Consider the following 20,406-nt stretch of genomic DNA (forward strand, 5'->3'; position numbering starts at 1 on the left):
GCCGGCCGGCTCGGCCCGCAGGTCGTCCACGCGGACCACCGAGGTGGCCGTCGCGCTGCCGGAGACGTAGGTCTCCAGCCCGACCGCACCCGGGCGCTGCAGGGCCGCGGTGTCGTCGGTCCGGGTCAGGCCCCAGGCCGCCGGCTCGGCCGTGCCGGCCCGCCACACCTTGACCTTGAGGGTCGTCGGCGCGCCGCCGCTGGTCTCGAACCGCACGGTCAGCGGGGTGCCCGCGGCGTAACCGCCGGGCAGCTGGTAGCCGCCGAGGATCGTCTCGGTGTCGGCCACCGTGCGGGCGAGCATGACCTCGACCTGCCCGTCGGAGCGGTACCGCAGCTTGACCCGGTAGTCGTTGAGGCCGACCTTCTGCGTCACCAGGCTGACGTAGGTGCCGCCGCCGGTGGCGAGCTGGGGCAGCGTCACGGCCGCCTGCACCGCCACGTCGGTCCGGTTGACGGCCGGCAGCACTGCCGAGGTGCTCTGCCCCGGGGCACCGCTGAGCCGGCCGGCACCGCCGGTCACCGACGTGGTGCCCGTCGTCGCCCAGGCGCCGCCCCGCTCGGCGGTCCCCCAGCCGGAGGCCACCTCCCGGCCGAAGGAGTCGGCCGCGACGGAGCCGGGGCCGGTGGGGGCCGCGGTGACGGTGACCGTCCGGGTCGTCGTGGCCGTCAGGCCGCCGCCGTCGGTGACGGTCAGCCGCACCGTGTAGGTGCCCGGCGTCGCGTAGGTGTGCGACGCGGTCACCCCGGTGGCGGTGGCGCCGTTCCCGAAGTCCCACGCGTAGGAGCGCAGGACGCCCTCGGGGTCGGTGGAGCCGGCGGCGTCGACCCGCGCGGTGAGGTCGGCGACCTGGGTGGTGAAGGACGCGGTCGGGGCCTGGTTCTGCCCGCGGCCGAGCGCGGTGTGGGTCGACACCTGCTGCAGCGAGAGCGCGGTGGGGTACACGGCGACCTCGTCGATGCGGCCGTTGAACCACGCGGCGCCGCCGGGGGTCCAGCCGTTCATGTTGTCCCCGCCGATCCGCCAGTAGCCGGTGAACTGCTGGGCGCGGAAGGAGCCGGCCTTGGTCCCGATCAGGGCGCCGTCGACGTAGAGGGAGACGCCCGCGGGGCTCATCGTGCCGACCACGTGGTGCCAGCGGCCGTCGTTGTAGGCGCCCGGGCTGGTGACCAGCTGGGTGGCGCCGTTCCAGATGCCGAAGGTCACGCGCCCGGCCGTGTCCATGTAGACCTGCCGGTCGTAGAGACCGCTCAGGCCGCTGGTGCGGTCACCGAACCCGATGATCTTGCCGCCGGCGGTCGAGGTGGTCTGGAACCACGCCTCCACGCTGAAGACCTGCGGGGACGGCACGGCCGTGCCGGTGGACGCCGAGCCCGTGGAGGTGCCGTTGAAGGCCGACGCCGTGTTCGCGTCGCCCTGGATGGCGCCGGCCGCCTGGCGGGTGACGCCGCCACCGACGGTGAGGTCGCGCGGCCCGGCGTAGTCGTAGGCGATGTTGCCGGAGGCCTCACCGAGGTACCAGTGGTCCAGCGCGCCGTCGGCCGCGACCGAGCGGGCGTAGGGGCGGTTGGCGCCGCTGCTGGCGGCAGGCACCGTGGCCGTGACCCAGGACGAGGTGAGCCGGTTGCCGGCGGGGTCGCTGACCGTCACCAGCCAGCGGTGCGAGCCCGCCGCGGCGCCGGTGTCCACGCAGCCGAAGGTCGGCAGGTCCCACCAGCGCGTCGGCCGGGTCGCCTCGCAGACCGGCGCGGACGTGTCGGTGTCCCGGTGGACGCGGTAGGTGAGGTTCTCGTTGTCGCGGTCGGTCACCGACGGCCAGTTCAGCCGGACGGCGCCGGGCACCATGGTGGGGGTCAGGGTGAACGGCCGGCTGGTGGCCGGGCCGACCGTCTTGGGCGCCAGGGCCGGGACGGCGAAGCGGACCAGGCCCTGCTGGCCGACGCCGTTGACCACGGGGAACTCGCCGCCGTAGACGACGTAGTCGCCGTTGCCGCTGACCGACCAGCCGGCCTGGAACTGGCCGGTGAAGGTGCCGGCCTGGAAGGCCGGGTCCCACGGGAGGAGGGAGGGGGCGGGCTGCCCGACGAGCCGGGTGTTGTTGCGCAGCTCGCTGATGCGCTGCACGGTCCCGGCCGCCGCCACGGACACCGCGTTGCCGAACATGTGCACCCGGTCGGGCGTCTGCTCGGGGAAGCCGCCGATGTTGGCGCAGTCGTGGGCGTGCGAGGCCGTGTAGACCGCGCCGCCGGACACGTGCACGGAGTAGTGGTCACCGCGGCAGTCGGCGAACCAGACCGGCGTGCCGCCGTCGGCCCGCGCGGCGAAGGTGCCCTCGAGGTTGCCCGTGCCGAAGTAGTCGTAGCCGGTGCCGTAGACCACGCCGTTCGCGACCGTGAGGCTGTTGATCGCCCCGTTGGGCCCGTTGTTGGTGACCAGCTGGTTGACGGCGAAGGGCCGGGTGGCGCCGGTGGAGGTGCTGAGGGCGCCGACGCCGGTGGCCGCCTGGCCGTTGAGGGTGTTGAACCGGCCGGCGACGACGAGCTGGTCGGTGCCGGTGAGCACCATCGCCATGACGTGGTTGCTGGTCCCGGTGTTGGGGCCCGGCTGCGGGGCCCAGCTGAGGAGGGCGCCGGTGGCGGCGCTGACGGCGGCCAGGCGGGTGCGGGCGACCGAGCCCACGGCGGTCACGCTGCCGCCGAAGTACACCGTCGAGTTGGACGCGGCGATGGCCATGACCTGGCCGGAGACGGCCGGCCGGAACTCGGACACCAGCTGGCCGGTGGTGGTGCTGAAGGCCGCGATCCGGGCGCGGACCTGGCCGTTGACCCGGCCGAAGTCGCCGCCGACGTAGATGCGCGAGCCGTCGGGCGAGGCGGTGATCGCCAGGACCTGGCCGTCGAGCGACGGGGCGAAGGAGGAGATGAGCTCCCCGGTGCGGATGTCGTAGGCCAGCAGGTAGCTGCGCGGGGTCTCCGACGTGCCGGGTGGGGCGCCGGCGGGACGGGCCTGGGTGAAGTCGCCGCCGACGTAGACGGTGTTGCCCACGACCGCCTGGGCCCAGACGACGCCGTTGATCTGCACGGTGGGCAGCGCGTCGGCCGTCACGGTGGCCGGGGTGGCCGGCGCCGCCGGGTTCAGCGGCGCCCAGTCCGCCCGGGCGGTGGCCGGGACCACCCCGCCCAGGACACCGGCGAGGAGCAGGGTCGCGAGGAGGCCGGCGAGGAGTGCCCGCGGCGAGGCGGCCGTGCGTGCTGACATGAGTGGATCCCCCGTGTGTCGCGTGGAGCGCATGACCGTCCTCGGGCCAGGCGGATGAACACTAAGCGTGACGACGAGACGGCCCCATCCCCCGATACGGCGACAGAAGCGCAGCAGGGAGCGGATCGGACCGGATCTTCATCACTGTGGGTGACGAGCGCCGGAACGCCGGACAGGGCCCCGGCCGGAGCCGGCGTCCTGTTGCGTCGGGGTGGGAGGCCTCAGCCGGCCGAGCCGGTGAAGACCATGAAGGGCGCGCCGGCGCGGTAGCCGACGGAGACCGTGACGGGGTCACGGTCGTCCGGCGGGACGCGGAAGACGTAGACGCCCTGCGCGGTCGCCCCCGGCTCCACCGAACCGGAGAAGGGCGCCTGCGACGGGTCGTCGAGCGGGGACGCCGGCACGGCGTCGCCGCCGTGGGTCAGGTCGACCGCCACGCCGCCGAGGTCGACCGCCGCGGGGGTGCCGTTGGTGATGCGCACCGTCACCCGCAGCGCCGGCCCGGACACGTTGCCCCGGCCCGCGCCGACGCCGTCGACGGCCTCGATCGAGGAGACCGTGGCGGTGACGCCGTCACCGGCCGCGGCCGGCTGGTCGAGGGGCACCGCCGGCAGACCGGGCGGCAGCTCGTCGACGACGGGCTGGGCGTCCTCGGTGGGCGCGCTCGCCTCCGCCCCGGGGACGGTGGCCTCCAGCGACGGCTCGGCCGCCGTCGACGACGACGGCGACGACGCCGACGACGACGACCCGGCGGCGGACCCGCCCGGGTCGTCCCCGTCCCCGCCTCCGCGCACCAGCACCAGCACGGCGGCGAGGGCGACGAGGACCACCGCGGCCAGCGCGAGCACCAGCCGCCTGCGTGACGACGCCGCCGGACGCGGCTCCTTCTCCGACACTGCGGTTCCCCCTCCTCCGCGCTCCCGCGGGAGCGCCTCCTGCTGTCCCCGGCTCACTGCTGCGCCGCCGGGAGGTGCTCGTCGTGTCCCCAGGGCCGCGACCGCGCCGGCGGGTGCAGGGGCACCACGTCGGCGGTCGGCGTCGCGGTGCCCGGCCGGCCGGCCGGTGAGTCCGCGTCGGTGGGGGTGCGCCGGCCGCTGGGCCGCCGGCGGGGCACGTCGCGCGCGGCGAGTCGCCGGGCGAGCCGCTCGTAGCCGTCGGCGACCTCGTCCCAGTCGTAGCGCCGGGCGAGGACGCGGGCGCGCTCGCCGGCCCGGCGGGTGCCCTCCGGGTCGGCCTCGACGGCGGCCAGCTGCCGGGCGACGTCCTGCGGCGTGCGGAAGAAGCGGCCCGAGTCGCGGACCACCTCGCGGTTGAAGTCGACGTCGAAGGCGGTGACCGCCGCGCCGGCGCCGATCGCGCGCAGCAGCGAGGGGTTGGTGCCGCCCACGGAGTGCCCGTGCAGGTAGGTGGCGCAGTGGGCGTAGAGCTGGTCGAGCAGCTCCTGGTCCCAGACGCCGCCGAGGAAGCGGACCCGCTCGTCGGCCAGCGCGTGCACCCGGCGGGTGTACTCGTCGGCGTAGGGCGCCGAGCCGACCACGACCAGCGGCTTGGCGGCGTCACTGGCGGCGTAGCCCTCGACGATGACGTCGACGTGGTTCTCCGGCTCGAACCGGGCCACGACCAGGTGGTAGCCGCCGGGCTCGAGCCCGGCCCCGGCCAGCCTGTCCGCGCCGGGCGCGATGAGCGGAGCGCCGTAGGTGAGCAGCGTCGTCGGGGCGGCGAAGGCCTCGCGGTAGTACTCGGCGATGCCCTCGGCGTCGGCGATGAGCACGTCCGACCAGCGGACCGCCAGCGACTCGGCGACGCGGTAGTAGCGGCGGCCCGCCGGGCCCCACTTGGCCCGCCGCCACTCCAGGCCGTCGACGTGGGTGGCGACGGGGATCCGGGCGGCGCGCAGGGCGGGCAGCAGCGGCGCGTTGGCCGCGTTGAAGACGATGGCGGCGTCGGTGCGGTGGGCGAGCAGGTGGCGCACCGACAGCGCGGTGTGGCTGAGCGTCTCCAGCGACCGGCGGCGCGCGGCGGGCAGGTGCACCAGCTCCATGCCGAGGTGCTCGGCCGGGGGGACCTCCTGGGCGCCGGGGGCGGTGCGGCAGTAGACGACGACCCGGTGGCCGCGGTCGGCGAGCCGGCGGCCCACCTCCTCGACCGCGGTCTCGAAGCCGCCGTAGCGCGCCGGCACCCCGCGGGTGCCCACGAGGGCGATGCTCACGCGGTCGGTGCTCGAGCGGTCCATCGGTCCGTCCTCCTGTCGGTGCCACGGCGGTCGGCCGGTTCCACGCACGGGGCGCGGATCGACGCTAGAGAGCTGCGGGGTCGCTCCTCCTCCCCCGCCGGGGTGGCCTGGGGGTGAGAGGAGGGGGAGGCCGGCGCGGCTAGTAGGCGCCGGAGCGGCTGAGCACCGCGCGGAAGGTCTTGACGAGGATCAGCGTGTCGAGGGCCAGCGACCAGTTCTCGACGTAGCGCAGGTCGAGGCGGACCGACTCCTCCCACGACAGGTCGCTGCGCCCGGAGATCTGCCACAGGCCGGTGAGGCCGGGCCGCACGAGCAGCCGCCGGCTGACCGAGGAGTCGTAGCGGGCGACCTCGCGCGGCAGCGGCGGCCGCGGCCCGACGAGGGACATCGAGCCGCCGAGGACGTTGAGCAGCTGGGGCAGCTCGTCGAGCGACAGGCGGCGCAGCCAGCGGCCGACGCGGGTGACCCGCGGGTCGGTGCGCATCTTGAACAGCAGCCCGTCGGAGATGTTCTCCGCCTGCAGCGCCTCCACGTGACGGTCGGCGTCGACCACCATGCTGCGGAACTTCAGCATCGTGAAGCGGCGGCCGTTCACCCCCACCCGCTCCTGGCGGTAGAGCACCGGGCCGGGGCTGTCCAGCCGCACGGCCAGGGCCAGGCCGAGCAGCAGCGGGGCCAGCACGACCAGCGCCAGGGCCGCGACGGCGCGGTCGACACCGCCCTTGACCAGCCGGCCCCAGCCGCCGAAGCGCGGCTGCTCGACCGACAGCAGCGGCAGTCCCTCGAACGGGCGGATGTGCAGCCGCGGGCCGGCGACCTCGATGAGGCCGGGCGCGACGAGCAGCTCGATGCCGGTGCCCTCCAGCTGCCAGGACAGCCGGCGCAGGTACTCGGCGGCGGTCTCGCTGGCCGAGGTGACCGCGACCGTGTCGGCGCCCAGCCGCTCGGCGGTCGCCGCGACGTCGTCGAGGCCGCTGACCGGGACGCCGAGCACCTCGGCGACGCGGGTCCGGCTCTCCGGGGTGACGCAGGCGCCGACGACCTCGAGCCCGGCGTAGTTCTCACGGGTCACGGCGGTGGCCAGCTCGACCACGGCCCCGCCACGGCCGACGACGACGACCCGCTTGGTGCAGGCACCGCCCGCGCGCAGCCGGCGCAGCGTGCACCGGGCGGCGTAGCGGCCGACGAGGGTGAGCACGGTGAGCGCGGGCACCGCCGGCAGCACCAGCTCGCGGCTGAGCCCGAGGTCGCCGGCGAAGGCGGCGACGCTGGTGAGGGCCAGCAGCAGGAAGCCGGCCCGGCCGACCCGCCGGTACTCGTCGCTCCCGGTGCCGAACACCCGCTCCTCGTGGGCGCCGGTGGCCAGCAGCAGCAGGGGCCAGGCGAGCACGAGCGCGCCGGCGGTGAGGACCGGCGGGGAGCCGGCGTCCGGGGTCGCCGGCGCGGCGAGCACCACGGCGGCGGTGGCCAGGGCGGCGGCCGCGACGTCGAGGACGTGCAGGGCGGCGGAGTAGCGGCCGACCCAGCGGCGGACGGGTGCCCGCCGGACGGCGCGCAGGCCGCCGGTGGGCTCGGGGGCCAGGCGTGGGACGGGCACTGCCCGTGTGGTGCTCCCCGGTCCGGAACCGCGGTGGTCCAGCAGCACGTCTTCCCCCTCGTCACTCCACGTGTGCACGGGGGGCGTCAGTCACGCACGGTGCGCCGTCGTGGCGCCTCTACCGGCTCGCGTCCCCCGAACGCACGGAGGACCCTCACAGAGAGTCACGGCCGGGTCAATGCGGAGCGTGATCGTTCACCCGATGGGGAGACGGGGACGGGGACTCAGGTGCGCGGGTGGACGACGTTCTGGGCCGCCTCCAGGCCGGAGGCCAGCAGTTCCTCGGCGGCGTCGGCGGCCTCGGCGACCAGCAGGTCGAGCTCCTTGCGCTCGGTCGCGGAGAAGTCCCGGAGGACGAAGTCGGCGGGGTCCTGGCGGCCGGGCGGCCGGCCGATGCCGACCCGCACCCGCAGGTACTCGCGGGTGCCGGTGGACCGGCTGATCGAGCGCAGGCCGTTGTGCCCGCCCTCGCCGCCACCGCGCTTGAGCCGCACCGCGGCGAAGGGGATGTCGAGCTCGTCGTGCACGACGACGAGGTCGGTCGCCGGGATGGAGTGGTAGTCGAGCAGCGCGCGCACCGGGCCACCGGACTCGTTCATGTAGGTCGTCGGCCGGGCGAGGACGACGCGGCGGCCGGCCAGCCGGCCCTCGCCGATCAGGGTGCGGGCGCGCTTGCCCTTGCCCGGGGAGAGCCGCACGCCGGCGCGGGCGGCGAGCTCGTCGAGCACCACGGCCCCCACGTTGTGCCGGTTGCCGGCGTAGCCCGGTCCGGGGTTGCCCAGCCCGACGACGAGGAAGGGGCCCGCGGAGGGGAGGGACGCCGCAGGGGCGCCGGCGGGTGCGCCGGCGCCCCTGCGGGACGTGCTCTCGGTCAGCGGGGACCTCAGCTGTTCTCGGTCGACTCGATCGACTCGCCGCCGCCCTGGGCCTGCGGCTCGGGGACGACGTCGCCCTCGCCGATGCCGCCCTCGGCAGGCGCGGACTCCTCGCGCTCGATGCCGGCCTCGGCCTCGGCCTCGGCGAGCTCGGCGTCGAGCTGCTCGGCGGTGGGGGCGCCCATCACGTTGATGACCAGCGCCTCGGGATCGGTGAGCAGGGTGGCCCCCGCGGGCAGGGGGAGGTCACCGGCGGTGACGCCCTCGCCGGCGCCGCGGCCGGTGATGTCGACCTCGATGCTCTCGGGGATCGCGGTGGCCTCGGCCTCCAGCGAGACGGTGTTCAGCTCGACGCTGACCAGGGCCTCGGGGCCGGACTCGCCGACGGTGACGACCGGGACGTCGACGGTGACCCGCTCGCCGCGGCGGACGACGAGGAGGTCGACGTGCTCGTGCACGCGGGTCAGCGGGTCGCGCTGCACCGACTTGGTCAGCGCGAGCTGCTCGGTGCCGTCGAGGACGACGGTGATCAGGGCGTTGGTGCCGCCGTTGCGCAGGATCGCGGCGAACTCGCGGGCCGGCAGCGACAGGTGGACGACGTCCTGGCCGTGCCCGTACAGGACGGCCGGGATGCGGCCCGCGCGACGGGTCCGGCGGGCGCTGCCCTTGCCGAACTCGGTGCGGGCCTCGGCGACGAGGCGGAAGTCAGCCACGGTGTGCTCCTCAGGTGGATCGGCCGGTGTGCCGGCGGCCGCGCGCGGCACACCTCGGTCGGAGCACACGCACGTCGATCACGGAGTCGGACGGGCCGCTCCCTCGCCGGGCGGGAACGAGGATACGCGACCGGCCGCAGGGGACGTGCAACGGTCCCGGCCAGCGGGAACCGGAGGCTCCCCTGAGGTCGACGGTGCTACGACGCGCCGCCGAAGAGGCTGGTGACCGAGCCGTCCTCGAAGACCTCCTTGATCGCCCGCGCCAGCAGCGGCGCGATCGACAGGACGGTCAGCTTGTCGAACTGGCGCTCCGGCTCGATGGGCAGCGTGTTGGTCACGATGACCTCGCTCACCCTGCTGTTCTTCAGCCGGTCGACCGCGGGGCCGGAGAGCACGCCGTGCGTGGCGCAGACGATGACGTCGGCGGCGCCGGCCTCGAACAGCGTCTCGGCGGCCTTCACGATGGTGCCGCCGGTGTCGATCATGTCGTCGACCAGGATGCAGACCCGCCCCTCGACCTCGCCGACGACGCGGTTGGCGACCACCTCGTTGGGCTTCATCGGGTCGCGGGTCTTGTGGATGAAGGCCAGGGGCGTCCCGCCGAGCTTGTCGCTCCAGCGCTCCGAGACGCGCACCCGGCCGGAGTCCGGCGACACGACGGTGATGTCGCGGTCGCCCCAGCGCTCCTTGACGTGGTCGACGAGCAGGTCGAGGGCGAAGAGGTGGTCGACCGGGCCGTCGAAGAAGCCCTGGATCTGCGCGGTGTGCAGGTCGACGGTCATCAGCCGGTCGGCACCGGCGGTCTTGAACAGGTCGGCGACCAGCCGGGCGGAGATGGGCTCGCGGCCGCGGTGCTTCTTGTCCTGCCGCGCGTAGGGGAAGAACGGGACGACGACGGTGATCCGCTTGGCCGACGCGCGCTTGGCGGCGTCGACCATGAGCAGCTGCTCCATGAGCCAGGTGTTGATCGGCGCGGCGTGGCTCTGGACGATGAAGGCGTCGCAGCCGCGCACCGACTCCTCGAAGCGCACGAACAGCTCACCGTTGGCGAACTCGTAGGACGCCGTCGGCGTCGGTGTGACGCCGAGGTGACCGGCGATCTCGGCGGTCAGCTCCGGGTACGCCCGGCCGGAGAAGAGCATCAGGCTCTTGCTGGTGGTCTGCCGGATCGCGCTCATCGGCTCGTCTACCCCTGGTCGTCGGATCTGTCGGGCCGGCGTGCCCTACTCGGAGGCGTCCGCACCCGTGTCGGCCGCCTCGGCCCCTTCGTGTCCGGCCGCTTCGGCGGCCCGGGCGGCGGCTGTCCCGGGACGGCGCCGCCGTACCCAGCCTGCCACATTCCGCTGCCGGGCCCGTGCGACACCCATGGCGCCGGGGGGCACGTCCTGGGTGATCACCGACCCCGCCGCCGTGTACGCGCCGTCGCCCACGGTGACCGGTGCCACGAGCATCGTGTCGGACCCGACGCGCACCTCGTCGCCGATCGTGGTGTGGTGCTTGGCCACGCCGTCGTAGTTGACGAACACCGTGGCCGCGCCGATGTTGGCGCCGCGGCCGATGGTCGCGTCGCCGACGTAGGACAGGTGCGGCACCTTCGACCCCTCGCCCACCTGCACGTTCTTGGTCTCGACGAAGGCGCCCACCTTGGTGCCCGCGGCCAGCCGGGTGCCCGGCCGCAGGTAGCTGAACGGGCCCACCGAGGCCCGCGGGCCGACGACGGCGCCCTCGCAGTGCGACCGGACGACGCGCGCCCCCTCCTCCACGGTGCAGTCGGTGAGCGTGGTGTCGGGCCCCACGACGGCGCCGGCGGCCACCGCCGTCGTCCCGCGCAGCTGCACACCGGGCTCGAGCAGGGCGTCGGGGGCGACGTCGACGGTGACGTCGACCCAGGTGGTGGCGGGGTCGACGACGGTGACGCCGGCGCGCATCAGCGCGTCGAGCACCCGGTCGTTGAGGGTGCGGCGGCGGGCGGCGAGCTCGACGCGGTCGTTGCAGCCCAGCACGTCGGTGGGGTCCGCGGCGCGGACGGCGGCGACCGGCGCGCCGCCGTCGACCAGCGGCGCGAGGGCGTCGGTGAGGTACTGCTCCCCCTGCGCGTTGTCGGTGGCCAGCCCGGCGAGCACGCGCCGCAGCGTGCCGGCGTCGGCGACGTACACGCCCGCGTTGACCTCGCGCAGCGCCCGCTGCTCGGCGGTGGCGTCGCGCTCCTCGACGATCGCCCGGGGCGCGCCGCGCCCGTCGCGCACGATCCGCCCCAGCCCGGTCGGGTCGTCGACCTCCGCGGTGAGGACGGTGAAGACGCTGCCGGCCGCGGTGTGCGCCGCCACCAGCGACTCCAGCGTGCCGGCGGTGAGCAGCGGGGCGTCGCCGTTGACGACGAGGACCGGCCCCTCCAGGTCGGGGACGGCGTCCACGGCCACCCGGGCGGCGTGCCCGGACCCGAGCTGCTGCTCCTGCAGCACCGTCCGGGCGCCGGGCGCGACGGCGGCCAGGTGCTGCTCGACGGTCTCGCGGCCGGACCCGACGACCACCAGCGTGGTGCCGGCGCCCAGCGGCGCGGCGGCGGCCAGCACGTGGCCGAGCATCGAGCGCCCGCCGAGCTCGTGCAGGACCTTCGGGGTGGCCGACCGCATCCGGGTGCCCTGACCCGCGGCCAGGACGACGACGGCGGCAACTGCCTGCTGGGGGCTCACGGATCTCCTCCGACGGGTGGGGCCGCCGGTGGACGCACCGGCGCTGCTCGGGGACGCTGCTGGGGACGGCGGCAGGGGGACGCTGCTGGGGGACTCGGACTCGAACCGAGACCTCCCGGCTCCAAAGGCCGGCGGGCTGCCGATTACCCCATCCCCCACCGCGGCGCCGTCCTCGCACGGCACCGCCGGCCCGAGCCTAGGGGCCGGGCACGCCTCCCCGGACCGGGCCCGGGCGGCGCGTCTCCCTACGGTGACGTAGGTTACGCACCACCCAGCCGCCGGTCGTCCAGAGACGCGCGACCGGCGACGGACCACTCCTGGAGGCTCCCCGCCCGTGTCCGCCCCCTCCCTGACCCGGCCGACGGCCTTCCGACCCGCTGACCCCGACGCCGGCCTCCCGGCGAACGCCTACGGCAAGGAGAAGGGCCACCTCGAGCAGCTGGTCCTCTACGTCTTCGTCGTCGTCCCCTTCGTCGCGCTGGCCGCCGTCGTCCCGGTCGTGTGGGGCTGGGGGCTGTCCTGGCTCGACGTCGCGCTGTTCGCCGCCTTCTACTTCGTCCCGCTGCTCGGGGTGACGGTGGGCTACCACCGCTACTTCACCCACGGCTCGTTCAAGGCGAGGCGGCCGCTGCGCATCGCGCTGGCGATCGTCGGGTGCATGGCGATCCAGGGCCCGGTGGTGCAGTGGGTGGCCGACCACCGCCGGCACCACGCGTTCTCCGACCGCGAGGGCGACCCGCACTCGCCGTGGCGCTACGGCACCGACGCCCGGGCGCTGCTGCGGGGCATGTTCCACGCGCACCTGGGCTGGCTGTTCGACCGGCGGCAGACCAACGCCGCCCGGTACGCCCCCGACCTGCTGAAGGACCGCGGCCTGCGGATCACCAGCCGGCTGTTCAGCCTGTGGGCCTTCCTGAGCCTCGCCCTGCCGGCCGTCATCGGTGGCCTGGTGACGCAGAGCTGGATCGGCGCCTGGAGCGCCTTCTTCTGGGCCGGCCTCGTGCGCACCGGGCTGCTGCACCACGTCACCTGGTCGATCAACTCGGTCTGCCACGTGGTGGGGAGCCGGCCCTTCGCCTCGCGCGACCGCGCCACCAACTTCTGGCCGCTGGCCGTCCTCAGCGCCGGGGAGTCCTGGCACAACCTGCACCACGCCGACCCCACCTGCGCCCGGCACGGCGTGCTGCGCGGGCAGGTCGACATCAGCGCCCGCGTCATCTGGGTGTTCGAGAAGCTGGGCTGGGCGCACTCGGTGAAGTGGCCCGACCCGGTGCGCCTGGCCGCCAAGCGGCAGGCACCCGAGCCGGCCGCGGCCTGACGGGGCGGCAGGACACCGGTGGTCCCCGGGGACCCCGTGCCCCGACCACGCGTACGGATGAGCGCAGCGCAGCGACGGGAGCAACTGGTCGCGGTCGGCCGTGCAGTGTTCGCCGAGCGCGGCTACGAGGCGACGTCGATCGAGGAGCTCGCGGTCCGCGCGGAGGTGAGCAAGCCGGTCGTCTACGAGCACTTCGGCGGCAAGGAGGGCCTCTACGCCGCCGTCGTCGACCGGGAGATGCAGCAGCTGCTGGGCCGGTTCACCGCGGCCCTGTCCGGCGACGGCGGGCCGCGGGCGCTGCTGGAGCGCGCGGCGCTGGTGCTGCTGGACTACGTCGAGGACGACACCGACGGCTTCCGGGTGCTCTCCCGCGACGTGCCGGACTCGGGCACCCACTCCTCGCTGCTCGGTGAGCTCGCCCGCCGGGTCGAGCACATCCTGGCCGGGCAGTTCACCGGCCGCGGCTACGACCCCGCGCTGGCCGGGCTCTACAGCTCCGCGCTGGTGGGCATGGTGGCGCTGGTCGGCCAGTGGTGGCTCGAGCACCGCTCCCCCGCGAAGGAGGAGGTCGCCGCGCGGCTGGTGGACCTCGCGTTCTCCGGCCTGTCCCGCCTCGACCCCTCCCCGACGCTGCGCACGACCGGCTCCGGCCGGGCCTGAGCGGGCCCCTCAGCCGACCAGGCGCGCGCCCGGCACCGGGCCGTGCACCACCCGCACGGTGCGGAACACGCCCTCCCCCGCCAGGACGGCGGCCAGCCGCAGCGCCGCGTCCTCGTCGTCGGCGAGGGCGGCCACGGTCGGCCCGGAGCCGCTGACCAGCGCGGCCGCCGCGCCGGCGCCGGTGGCCGCCCGCAGCGCGCGCCGCAGCGACGGGCGCAGCGAGAGCGCCGCGGGCTGCAGGTCGTTGGCCAGCGCGGCGGCCAGCGCCGGTGTCGGCCCGCTGCGCAGCGCGGCGAGCACCGGCTCCGACGGGGGCGCCGTCGTCCCGTCGGGCACCCGGCCGGCGGCGCGCAGCCGGTCGAGCTCGGCGTAGACGGCCGGGGTGGACAGGCCGCCGTCGGCGATGCCGAGCACCCAGTGCCACTGCCGGCGGGCCAGCACGGGCGTGAGCAGCTCGCCGCGGCCGCTGCCCAGCGCGACCCCGCCGGCCAGGCTGAAGGGGACGTCGCTGCCGAGGCGGGCGGCCAGGCCGGTGAGGTCGCCGCGGGTGGCGTGGGTCCCCCACAGCGCGTCGAGCGCGACGAGGGTGGCTGCGGCGTCGGCGCTGCCGCCGGCCAGCCCGGCGGCGGCCGGGATGGTCTTGTGCACCTCGATCGCGGCGTCGGCGGCCACGCCGGCGTGCTCGGCGAGCAACTCGGCGGCCTGCCAGACGAGGTTGCGCCGGTCGGTGGGCACCGGGTCCGGGCCGCCGGTGCCCTCGCCGCTCACCGTGACCGACAGCCCCTCGCCGCGCCGCACGGTGACGGTGTCCAGCAGCGACACGGCCAGGTACACCGTCTGCAGGTCGTGGAACCCGTCGTCGCGCAGCGGGCCGACGGCGAGGGAGACGTTGACCTTGGCCGGCGCGTGGGCGGTGATCGCGCCGTCGACGCGGCTGTGCCCGGCGCCGCCGGGCGAGGACCAGCTCACGTCGACCGGCTCACGACGACCGGCTCACGGTGCGGTCGCCGCCAGCCGGGCGAAGTCGGCCACCGACAGCCGCTCCCCGCGGGTGGCCGGGTCGATGCCGGCCGCGCGCAGCCGCGCCTCGGCGGCGGCCGGGCTGCCCGCCCAGCCGGCGAGGGCGGCGCGCAGCCCCTTGCGGCGCATGCCGAAGGCGGCGTCGACGACGGCGAAGGTGGCGGCGCGGTCGCCGGGCGGCGGGTCGTGCCGGTCGAGGGCGACCAGGCCGGAGTCGACGTTGGGCTCGGGCCAGAAGACGCGGCGGCCGACGTTGCCGGCGCGGCGGGCGGTGCCGTACCAGGCGGCCTTCACCGAGGGGACGCCGTAGGCGGGGCTGCCGGGCGGGGCGGCCAGCCGCTCGGCCACCTCGGCCTGCACGAGCACCAGGGCACGCCGCAGGGAGGGCAGCAGCTCCAGCAGGTGCAGCAGCACGGGCACTGCCACGTTGTACGGCAGGTTGGCCACCAGCGCCGTGGGGAGGGGCCCGGGGAGGTCGGTCACGCGCAGCGCGTCGGCCTCGACGACGGTCAGCCGGCCGGCCAGGTCCGGCCTCCGCTCGGCCACCGTGGCCGGGAGCCGGGCGGCCAGCCGGGGGTCGATCTCCACGGCGGTGACGGCCGCGGCGGCGGGCAGCAGACCGAGGGTCAGCGAGCCGAGGCCGGGGCCGACCTCGAGGACGACGTCGTCGGGGTGCAGCTCGGCGGTCCGCACGATCCGCCGGATGGTGTTGGCGTCGTGCAGGAAGTTCTGCCCGAGGGTCTTGGTCGGGCGCAGGTCGAGCTGCTGGGCCAGGTCGCGGATGGCGGCCGGGCCCAGCAGCCCGTCGGTCTGCTCGGGGGTGCTCAGCGGATGGACCTCAGCTGAACAGCCGCGACCCGCAGTGCGGCCACTGGCCGGCACCGGAGCGGGCGTAGAGCATCTGGGCGCGCATCGTCTGCTCCTCGGACGAGGCCTGCGAGGGCAGGCCGCTGCCGCCGACCGCCTGCCAGGTACCCACCGAGAACTGGTAGAGGCCGTGGTACTTGCCGGTGGAGCTGACCGCGTTCGGCCGGCCGCCGGACTCGCACTGCGCCAGGGCCGCCCAGTTGAGCCCGTCGGCGGTGGCCGGGACCCCGCCCGAGGGCGCCGGGCGCTCCTTGGTGCCGACGCTGACCAGCTCGTCGACCGGCGGGACGGTGACGCTGGTGGCCAGCTGCTCGCGGGAGGTCTCCACGCCGTCGACGACGGTGACCCGGAAGGTGGTGGCCTGCTCACCGTCGACGCCCCGCTGGGTGATCGTCTCCTCGCCCTCGAGGGTCTCGGGGTCCTCGGTCTCGACGGTGCGGTGGGGCACGGGGCTGGTGACGACCTGCTCGGTGACCTGCACGCGGAAGACCTGCAGGCGCATGGCGGCCAGCAGCGGCTGGGTCGGGTAGAGGCTGGTGCGGTCGTGCTCGCCGAGGGTCACGCCCTGCTCGGCGAGGAGGTCGCCGGCGGTGGCGGCGGTGGTGGTGACCACGCGGGTGGTGCCGTCGACGACGAGGGTGACGTCCTTGGGGGTGCTGATCGACAGCGACATGCCGTCGAGGGGGAGCCGCTCGCTGCGGCTGGCCGACAGGACCATGCCCTCGGCGCGGTAGCCGAGCTGCTCGAGCGCCTCGTCGACCGACAGCGCGGTCACGTAGACCTCGCTGCTGACGCCGTCGACGGTGAGCTGCAGCGGGCGGGCGCGGTTGACCACCACGGTGTCGCCGTCGCCCACCTCGGCGTCGGCCGCGGGCAGGACGACGTCGTGCGACTGCGTCTCCAGGCCCTCCTCCGCCAGCACCTCGCCCACGGTGTCGGCGTACGTGCGGACCTCGCGGGCCTGCCCGTCGACGGTGAGGGTGAGCGACTTCTGCGCGGCGAACCACGCGAGCGAGCCGCCCACCAGTCCGGTCAGGACCAGGGCGAAGAGGGCGAGCTTCAGCGTTCGGGGCACGGTTCTCTCACGGGGAAGGGGCCCGGAGCGGCGATCCACGCGCAGGCGGCAGCCGGCGCCAGGGGGACCCCGGGGCCGTGGGAGCCGCCCGGGTGGGTCCCCATCCCGGAGGTCGGTCACGACACGATAACGAGCGTGGTGCGGGTGGCAACGGTGCGTGCGGAGTCAACCACCGAGGCGAGATGTCGATACGGCGCCGCGCCGACACGGTCAGTGACGGGCGCGCCGGCCGTGACGCGTGTGACGACTGCGTTCACTGGGGCGACCGGGTGAGGGAACTCACCCGGTGTTCACCCGGTCGGGCGACCGGGGAGGTCAGCCGGCGAGCGCGCGCTCGCTGATCTGCACCGGCCGCAGCCAGGTGAGCAGGAAGCCGGCGACGGCGAGACCCGCGGCCAGCCCGGCGAACCCGCCGGCCACCAGGGCGACGGGCACGAGGTCGACGCGCTCGGTCACCCGGTCGCCGAGGTCGATGCCCCCGACCAGCAGGAGCGTGCCCAGCGGCAGCAGGGCCAGCACGCTGGTCGCCGCGCTCACCAGGTGGGCCGTCCAGGTGCGCAGCGCCTCGTCGACGGGCACGTCGGCGCCGTCGGCGGGCAGCGGCCGCAGGAGCACGCGCAGCAGCGCCACCTCGGCGAGCAGCCAGGCGAGGAGCGGGACGGCGACGGCGGTCCAGCCGATCGGGTCGGAGAGCTCCCCGCGCTGCCACATGAACACCGCGACGGCGATCTCGGCCACGACGACGGCGCGCATCGTCCACAGCAGCCACAGCGAGATCTGCTCGCTGCGGCGCGGCCGGCGGGCGGGCTCGGACAGCCGCCAGCGCGGGCGCGGGCGGGTGGCCTCGGCGAGCACCACGCCGGCGAGCAGGCCGGCGACGAGGGCCGGCAGCCAGAGGAAGACCGACGCCTCGGCGAACACCACGACGCTGGCCCCGACGGCGACCAGCCCGAGGAGCAGGCCGACCCGACGCACCCGGCGCCCGTGCTGGGCCTGCCGCTGCACGGTGGCCACGCCCTCGCGGGTGGGGGTGGTGAAGTCGACGGCGGCCGAGGCGACCGCGCGGCGGCCCGCGGCCAGGGCCCACGCCCGCGCCAGCAGCACGCCGGGCACGAGGACGGCGATGAAGAGCACGACGGCGATGAGGCGGCCCACACAGACAGTGTGCCTCGCCGCTGTGCGTGTTGGCCGCGCTGCAGGGGCCCGATGCGAGCGCCAGCGAGCGTCGGGGGGCAGCGTGGTCCTTCCGGTGCCTCGCCGCTGTGCGTGTTGGCCGCGCTGCAGGGGCCCGATGCGAGCGCCGGCGAGCGTCGGGGGCAGCGTGGTCCTTCCGGTGTGCCTCGCCTCGGGGCCGGACAGGTCCGGTCGGAGCTACCAGCTCCCGAAGACCCGCTCGGCGTTGCGGGTCAGGGCGTCGCACAGCTGCGCGACCTCCACGCCGGTGACCTCGGCCAGCGCCCGGACGGTGTGCGGCACCAGCCGGGAGGCGTTGGGCCGGCCGCGGTGCGGGACGGGCGTGAGGAACGGCGAGTCGGTCTCCACCAGCAGCTGGTCCAGCGGCGTCAGCGCCGCGGCCTCGCGCAGGTAGCCGGCGTTGCCGAAGGTCAGCGTACCGGCGAAGGACAGCACGTGGCCGCGCTCGACGCAGGCCCGCGCGAAGGCGGCGTCGCCGGAGAAGCAGTGGAAGACGGTGTGCTCGGGGGCGCCCTCGTCGTCCAGGACGCGGAGGATCTCCTCGTGGGCGTCGCGGTCGTGGACGACGAGCGCGACGCCGCGGTCCTTGGCGATCCGGACGTGCGCGCGGAACGACGCCTCCTGCGCCGCCCAGCCCTCGGGCCCGGTGCGGTACCGGTCGAGGCCGGTCTCCCCCACCGCGCGCACCCGCGGCAGCGCCGCGAGCCGGTCGATCTCGGCCAGGGCGTCGTCGGTCGCCGCTCCCGCGCCGGCCTCGTTGGGGTGCACGGCGACGGCGGCGAGCACGTTGCCGTGGCGCGCCGCGAGCCCCGCCGACCACCGCGAGGAGGGCACGTCGACACCGACCTGCACCAGCCGCGGCACCCCGACGGCGGCCGCTGCCGCGATCTCGGCGTCGACCGCGTCGTCGTCGACGGGCTCGTCGCTGCGGAAGCCGGACAGCACGATGTCGAGGTGGGTGTGGCTGTCCACCGCCGGCGCGGGCAGCGGCTCGGGGGAGGGCGGCGGCTCCCCCCGCCGGTTGGCGCGGGACGCGGCCGACCGGCTCACGCGTGCACTTCCGCGGACGTGCCCGGTGCGCGTCCGCGGACGCGCACGGGCAGACGGCTCACCGGCCCTCCTCCAGCCGGGCCAGCTCCTCCTCGACGATCGACTCGTCGAGCTTGCGGAACACCGGGGTGGGCGGGCTCAGCGGCGTCCCCGGCGGCAGCGGCCGGGAGGTCCACACCGCCTGCCCCTGGTCGTAGTCGCCGGTGATGATCGGGTACGGCGAGCCGTCGTCGAGGTCGGTGACCTCGTCGACGCGCGGCGCCGGCGACCACACGCCGGTCCCGCCGAGCAGCTCGTGCACCTTCTGCGCCGAGTGCGGGAGGAAGGGGGTGAGCAACGCGTTGCAGTCGCTGACCGCCTGCAGAGCGGTGTGCAGCACGGTGTCGCGGCGGGCCGGGTCCTCCTTGAGCTTCCACGGCGCCTGGTCGGACAGGTACTTGTTGGCCTCGCCGACCACCCGCATGGCCTCGGTCGCCGCCGCCTTCTGCCGGTTGCGGGCCAGCAGCTCCCCGATCGGGGCGAACGCGCCCTGGGTGGCCTGCAGCAGCGCGCGGTCGGCGTCGGTCAGCTCACCCGGCGTGGGGACGGCGCCGACGTTCTTGGCCGCGAGCGACACGGTGCGGTTGACCAGGTTGCCCCAGCCGGCGACCAGCTCGTCGTTGTTGCGGCGCTTGAACTCCGACCAGGTGAAGTCGGTGTCCTGCGTCTCGGGGCCGGCGACGGCGATGAAGTAGCGCAGCGCGTCGGCGTCGTAGCGGGCGAGGAAGTCGCGGACGTAGATGACCACCTGCCGCGAGGAGGAGAACTTGCGGCCCTCCATGGTGAGGAACTCGCTGGAGACCACCTCGGTGGGCAGGTTGAGCCGGCCCAGCGGGCCCGGTGAGCCGCCGCGGTCGCCCTCGCCGTTGTAGCCCAGCAGCTGCGCGGGCCAGATCTCGGCGTGGAAGACGATGTTGTCCTTGCCCATGAAGTAGTAGGCGTCGGAGTCCGGCGTCTGCCACCACTGCCGCCACGCCTCGGGGTCGCCGGAGCGGCGGGCCCACTCGATCGACGCCGACAGGTAGCCGACGACGGCGTCGAACCACACGTAGATGCGCTTGTCGGGCCGGTCGCGCCAGCCGTCGAGCGGCACCGGCACGCCCCAGTCGATGTCGCGGGTGTAGCTGCGCGGCTTGAGGTCCTCGAGCAGGTTGCGGCTGAAGTTGAGGACGTTGGGCCGCCAGCTGCCCCGGGTGGCCAGCCAGTCGCCGAGGGCCCGGGTGAAGGCGGGCAGGTCGAGGAAGTAGTGCTCGCTCTCGACGAAGCGCGGCGTCTCGCCGTTGATCCGGCTGACCGGGTTGATCAGGTCGGTGGGGTCGAGCTGGTTGCCGCAGTTGTCGCACTGGTCGCCGCGGGCGCCGTCGTAGCCGCAGATGGGGCAGGTGCCCTCGATGTAGCGGTCGGGCAGCGTGCGGCCGGTCGACGGGCTGATGGCGCCCAGCGTCGTCTGCGGGAAGACGTAGCCGTTCTTGAGCAGCCCGAGGAAGATCTCCTGGCTGACCCGCGCGTGGTTGACCGTGGTGGTGCGGGTGAACAGGTCGTAGGACAGGCCCAGCGCCTGCAGGTCGCCAACGATGACCCGGTTGTTGCGGTCGGCGATCTCGCGCGGCGTCACCCCCTCGGCGTCGGCGGCGACGGTGATCGGCGTCCCGTGCTCGTCGGTGCCGCTGACCATGAGGACCCGGTCACCGGCCATCCGGTGGTAGCGGCTGAAGACGTCGGAGGGGACGCCGAAGCCGGAGACGTGGCCGATGTGCCGGGGGCCGTTGGCGTAGGGCCAGGCCACCGCGGTCAGGATGTGCCGATCACTCACA

The 20,406-nt window shown here is 75.3% G+C and carries 16 protein-coding genes and 1 tRNA gene; 2 read left to right on the top strand and 15 right to left on the bottom strand.

Going from position 1 to position 20,406, the window contains the following annotated elements; genetic code table 11:
- From CHC04_RS16700 to CHC04_RS16740, 9 genes are all read right to left on the bottom strand, one after another.
- On the bottom strand, positions 1 to 3,258 hold a 3,258-nt coding region (locus tag CHC04_RS16700), incomplete at its 3' end, for a LamG-like jellyroll fold domain-containing protein (protein WP_089405085.1).
- A 221-nt stretch (positions 3,259 to 3,479) separates the two neighbouring features.
- Positions 3,480 to 4,154, bottom strand: a complete 675-nt coding sequence (locus CHC04_RS16705) for a hypothetical protein (protein ID WP_141233835.1) — start codon at positions 4,152 to 4,154, stop codon at positions 3,480 to 3,482.
- A gap of 53 nt (positions 4,155 to 4,207) precedes the next feature.
- The gene (locus tag CHC04_RS16710) at positions 4,208 to 5,491 is read right to left on the bottom strand and encodes a DUF1972 domain-containing protein (RefSeq protein WP_089405087.1); all 1,284 of its coding nucleotides are present in this window, start codon (positions 5,489 to 5,491) and stop codon (positions 4,208 to 4,210) included.
- 139 nt (positions 5,492 to 5,630) lie between these two features.
- Positions 5,631 to 7,088: a sugar transferase gene (locus tag CHC04_RS16715; RefSeq protein ID WP_089405088.1), complete on the bottom strand. Its 1,458-nt coding sequence runs from the start codon at positions 7,086 to 7,088 to the stop codon at positions 5,631 to 5,633.
- A gap of 224 nt (positions 7,089 to 7,312) precedes the next feature.
- Positions 7,313 to 7,870, bottom strand: coding sequence for an aminoacyl-tRNA hydrolase (pth, locus tag CHC04_RS16720; RefSeq protein ID WP_217897431.1), 558 nt, complete (start codon positions 7,868 to 7,870; stop codon positions 7,313 to 7,315).
- A 101-nt stretch (positions 7,871 to 7,971) separates the two neighbouring features.
- Positions 7,972 to 8,676, bottom strand: coding sequence for a 50S ribosomal protein L25/general stress protein Ctc (locus CHC04_RS16725; protein WP_089405090.1), 705 nt, complete (start codon positions 8,674 to 8,676; stop codon positions 7,972 to 7,974).
- Positions 8,677 to 8,873: 197 nt separating this feature from the next.
- Entirely contained in the window at positions 8,874 to 9,854 is a 981-nt protein-coding gene (locus tag CHC04_RS16730) for a ribose-phosphate diphosphokinase (protein WP_089405091.1), read from the bottom strand.
- A 45-nt stretch (positions 9,855 to 9,899) separates the two neighbouring features.
- Entirely contained in the window at positions 9,900 to 11,369 is a 1,470-nt protein-coding gene (gene glmU, locus CHC04_RS16735; RefSeq protein ID WP_089405092.1) for a bifunctional UDP-N-acetylglucosamine diphosphorylase/glucosamine-1-phosphate N-acetyltransferase GlmU, read from the bottom strand.
- A gap of 85 nt (positions 11,370 to 11,454) precedes the next feature.
- A tRNA-Gln gene (locus CHC04_RS16740) sits at positions 11,455 to 11,527 on the bottom strand.
- A gap of 176 nt (positions 11,528 to 11,703) precedes the next feature.
- Here CHC04_RS16740 and CHC04_RS16745 point away from each other — a divergent pair.
- Positions 11,704 to 12,687 (top strand): acyl-CoA desaturase, encoded by a 984-nt coding sequence (locus CHC04_RS16745; protein WP_089405093.1) that lies wholly within the window; start codon positions 11,704 to 11,706, stop codon positions 12,685 to 12,687.
- A 57-nt stretch (positions 12,688 to 12,744) separates the two neighbouring features.
- The gene (locus CHC04_RS16750) at positions 12,745 to 13,347 is read left to right on the top strand and encodes a TetR/AcrR family transcriptional regulator (protein WP_089405094.1); all 603 of its coding nucleotides are present in this window, start codon (positions 12,745 to 12,747) and stop codon (positions 13,345 to 13,347) included.
- Positions 13,348 to 13,356: 9 nt separating this feature from the next.
- On the opposite strand, the gene CHC04_RS16755 is transcribed toward CHC04_RS16750, so the two are convergent.
- The 6 genes from CHC04_RS16755 to metG all read right to left on the bottom strand — a co-directional run bounded on the left by CHC04_RS16755 (position 13,357) and on the right by metG (position 20,405).
- A complete protein-coding gene (locus CHC04_RS16755) occupies positions 13,357 to 14,316 on the bottom strand; it encodes a 4-(cytidine 5'-diphospho)-2-C-methyl-D-erythritol kinase (RefSeq protein ID WP_089405095.1) in 960 nt (319 codons plus the stop codon).
- Between the two features lie 24 nt (positions 14,317 to 14,340).
- A complete protein-coding gene (rsmA, locus tag CHC04_RS16760; RefSeq protein ID WP_089405096.1) occupies positions 14,341 to 15,249 on the bottom strand; it encodes a 16S rRNA (adenine(1518)-N(6)/adenine(1519)-N(6))-dimethyltransferase RsmA in 909 nt (302 codons plus the stop codon).
- The gene (locus tag CHC04_RS16765; RefSeq protein WP_089405097.1) at positions 15,206 to 16,309 is read right to left on the bottom strand and encodes a resuscitation-promoting factor; all 1,104 of its coding nucleotides are present in this window, start codon (positions 16,307 to 16,309) and stop codon (positions 15,206 to 15,208) included. Before CHC04_RS16765 ends, rsmA begins: the two co-directional genes overlap by 44 nt.
- 315 nt (positions 16,310 to 16,624) lie before the next feature.
- Positions 16,625 to 17,464: a hypothetical protein gene (locus CHC04_RS16770; RefSeq protein WP_089405098.1), complete on the bottom strand. Its 840-nt coding sequence runs from the start codon at positions 17,462 to 17,464 to the stop codon at positions 16,625 to 16,627.
- Positions 17,465 to 17,680: 216 nt separating this feature from the next.
- Positions 17,681 to 18,553, bottom strand: coding sequence for a TatD family hydrolase (locus tag CHC04_RS16775; protein ID WP_089405099.1), 873 nt, complete (start codon positions 18,551 to 18,553; stop codon positions 17,681 to 17,683).
- 58 nt (positions 18,554 to 18,611) lie between these two features.
- Positions 18,612 to 20,405, bottom strand: coding sequence for a methionine--tRNA ligase (metG, locus tag CHC04_RS16780; protein WP_089405100.1), 1,794 nt, complete (start codon positions 20,403 to 20,405; stop codon positions 18,612 to 18,614).
- Position 20,406: the final 1 nt, after the last annotated feature.

This window comes from Geodermatophilus saharensis, from assembly GCF_900188205.1.
Lineage (GTDB): Bacteria > Actinomycetota > Actinomycetes > Mycobacteriales > Geodermatophilaceae > Geodermatophilus > Geodermatophilus saharensis.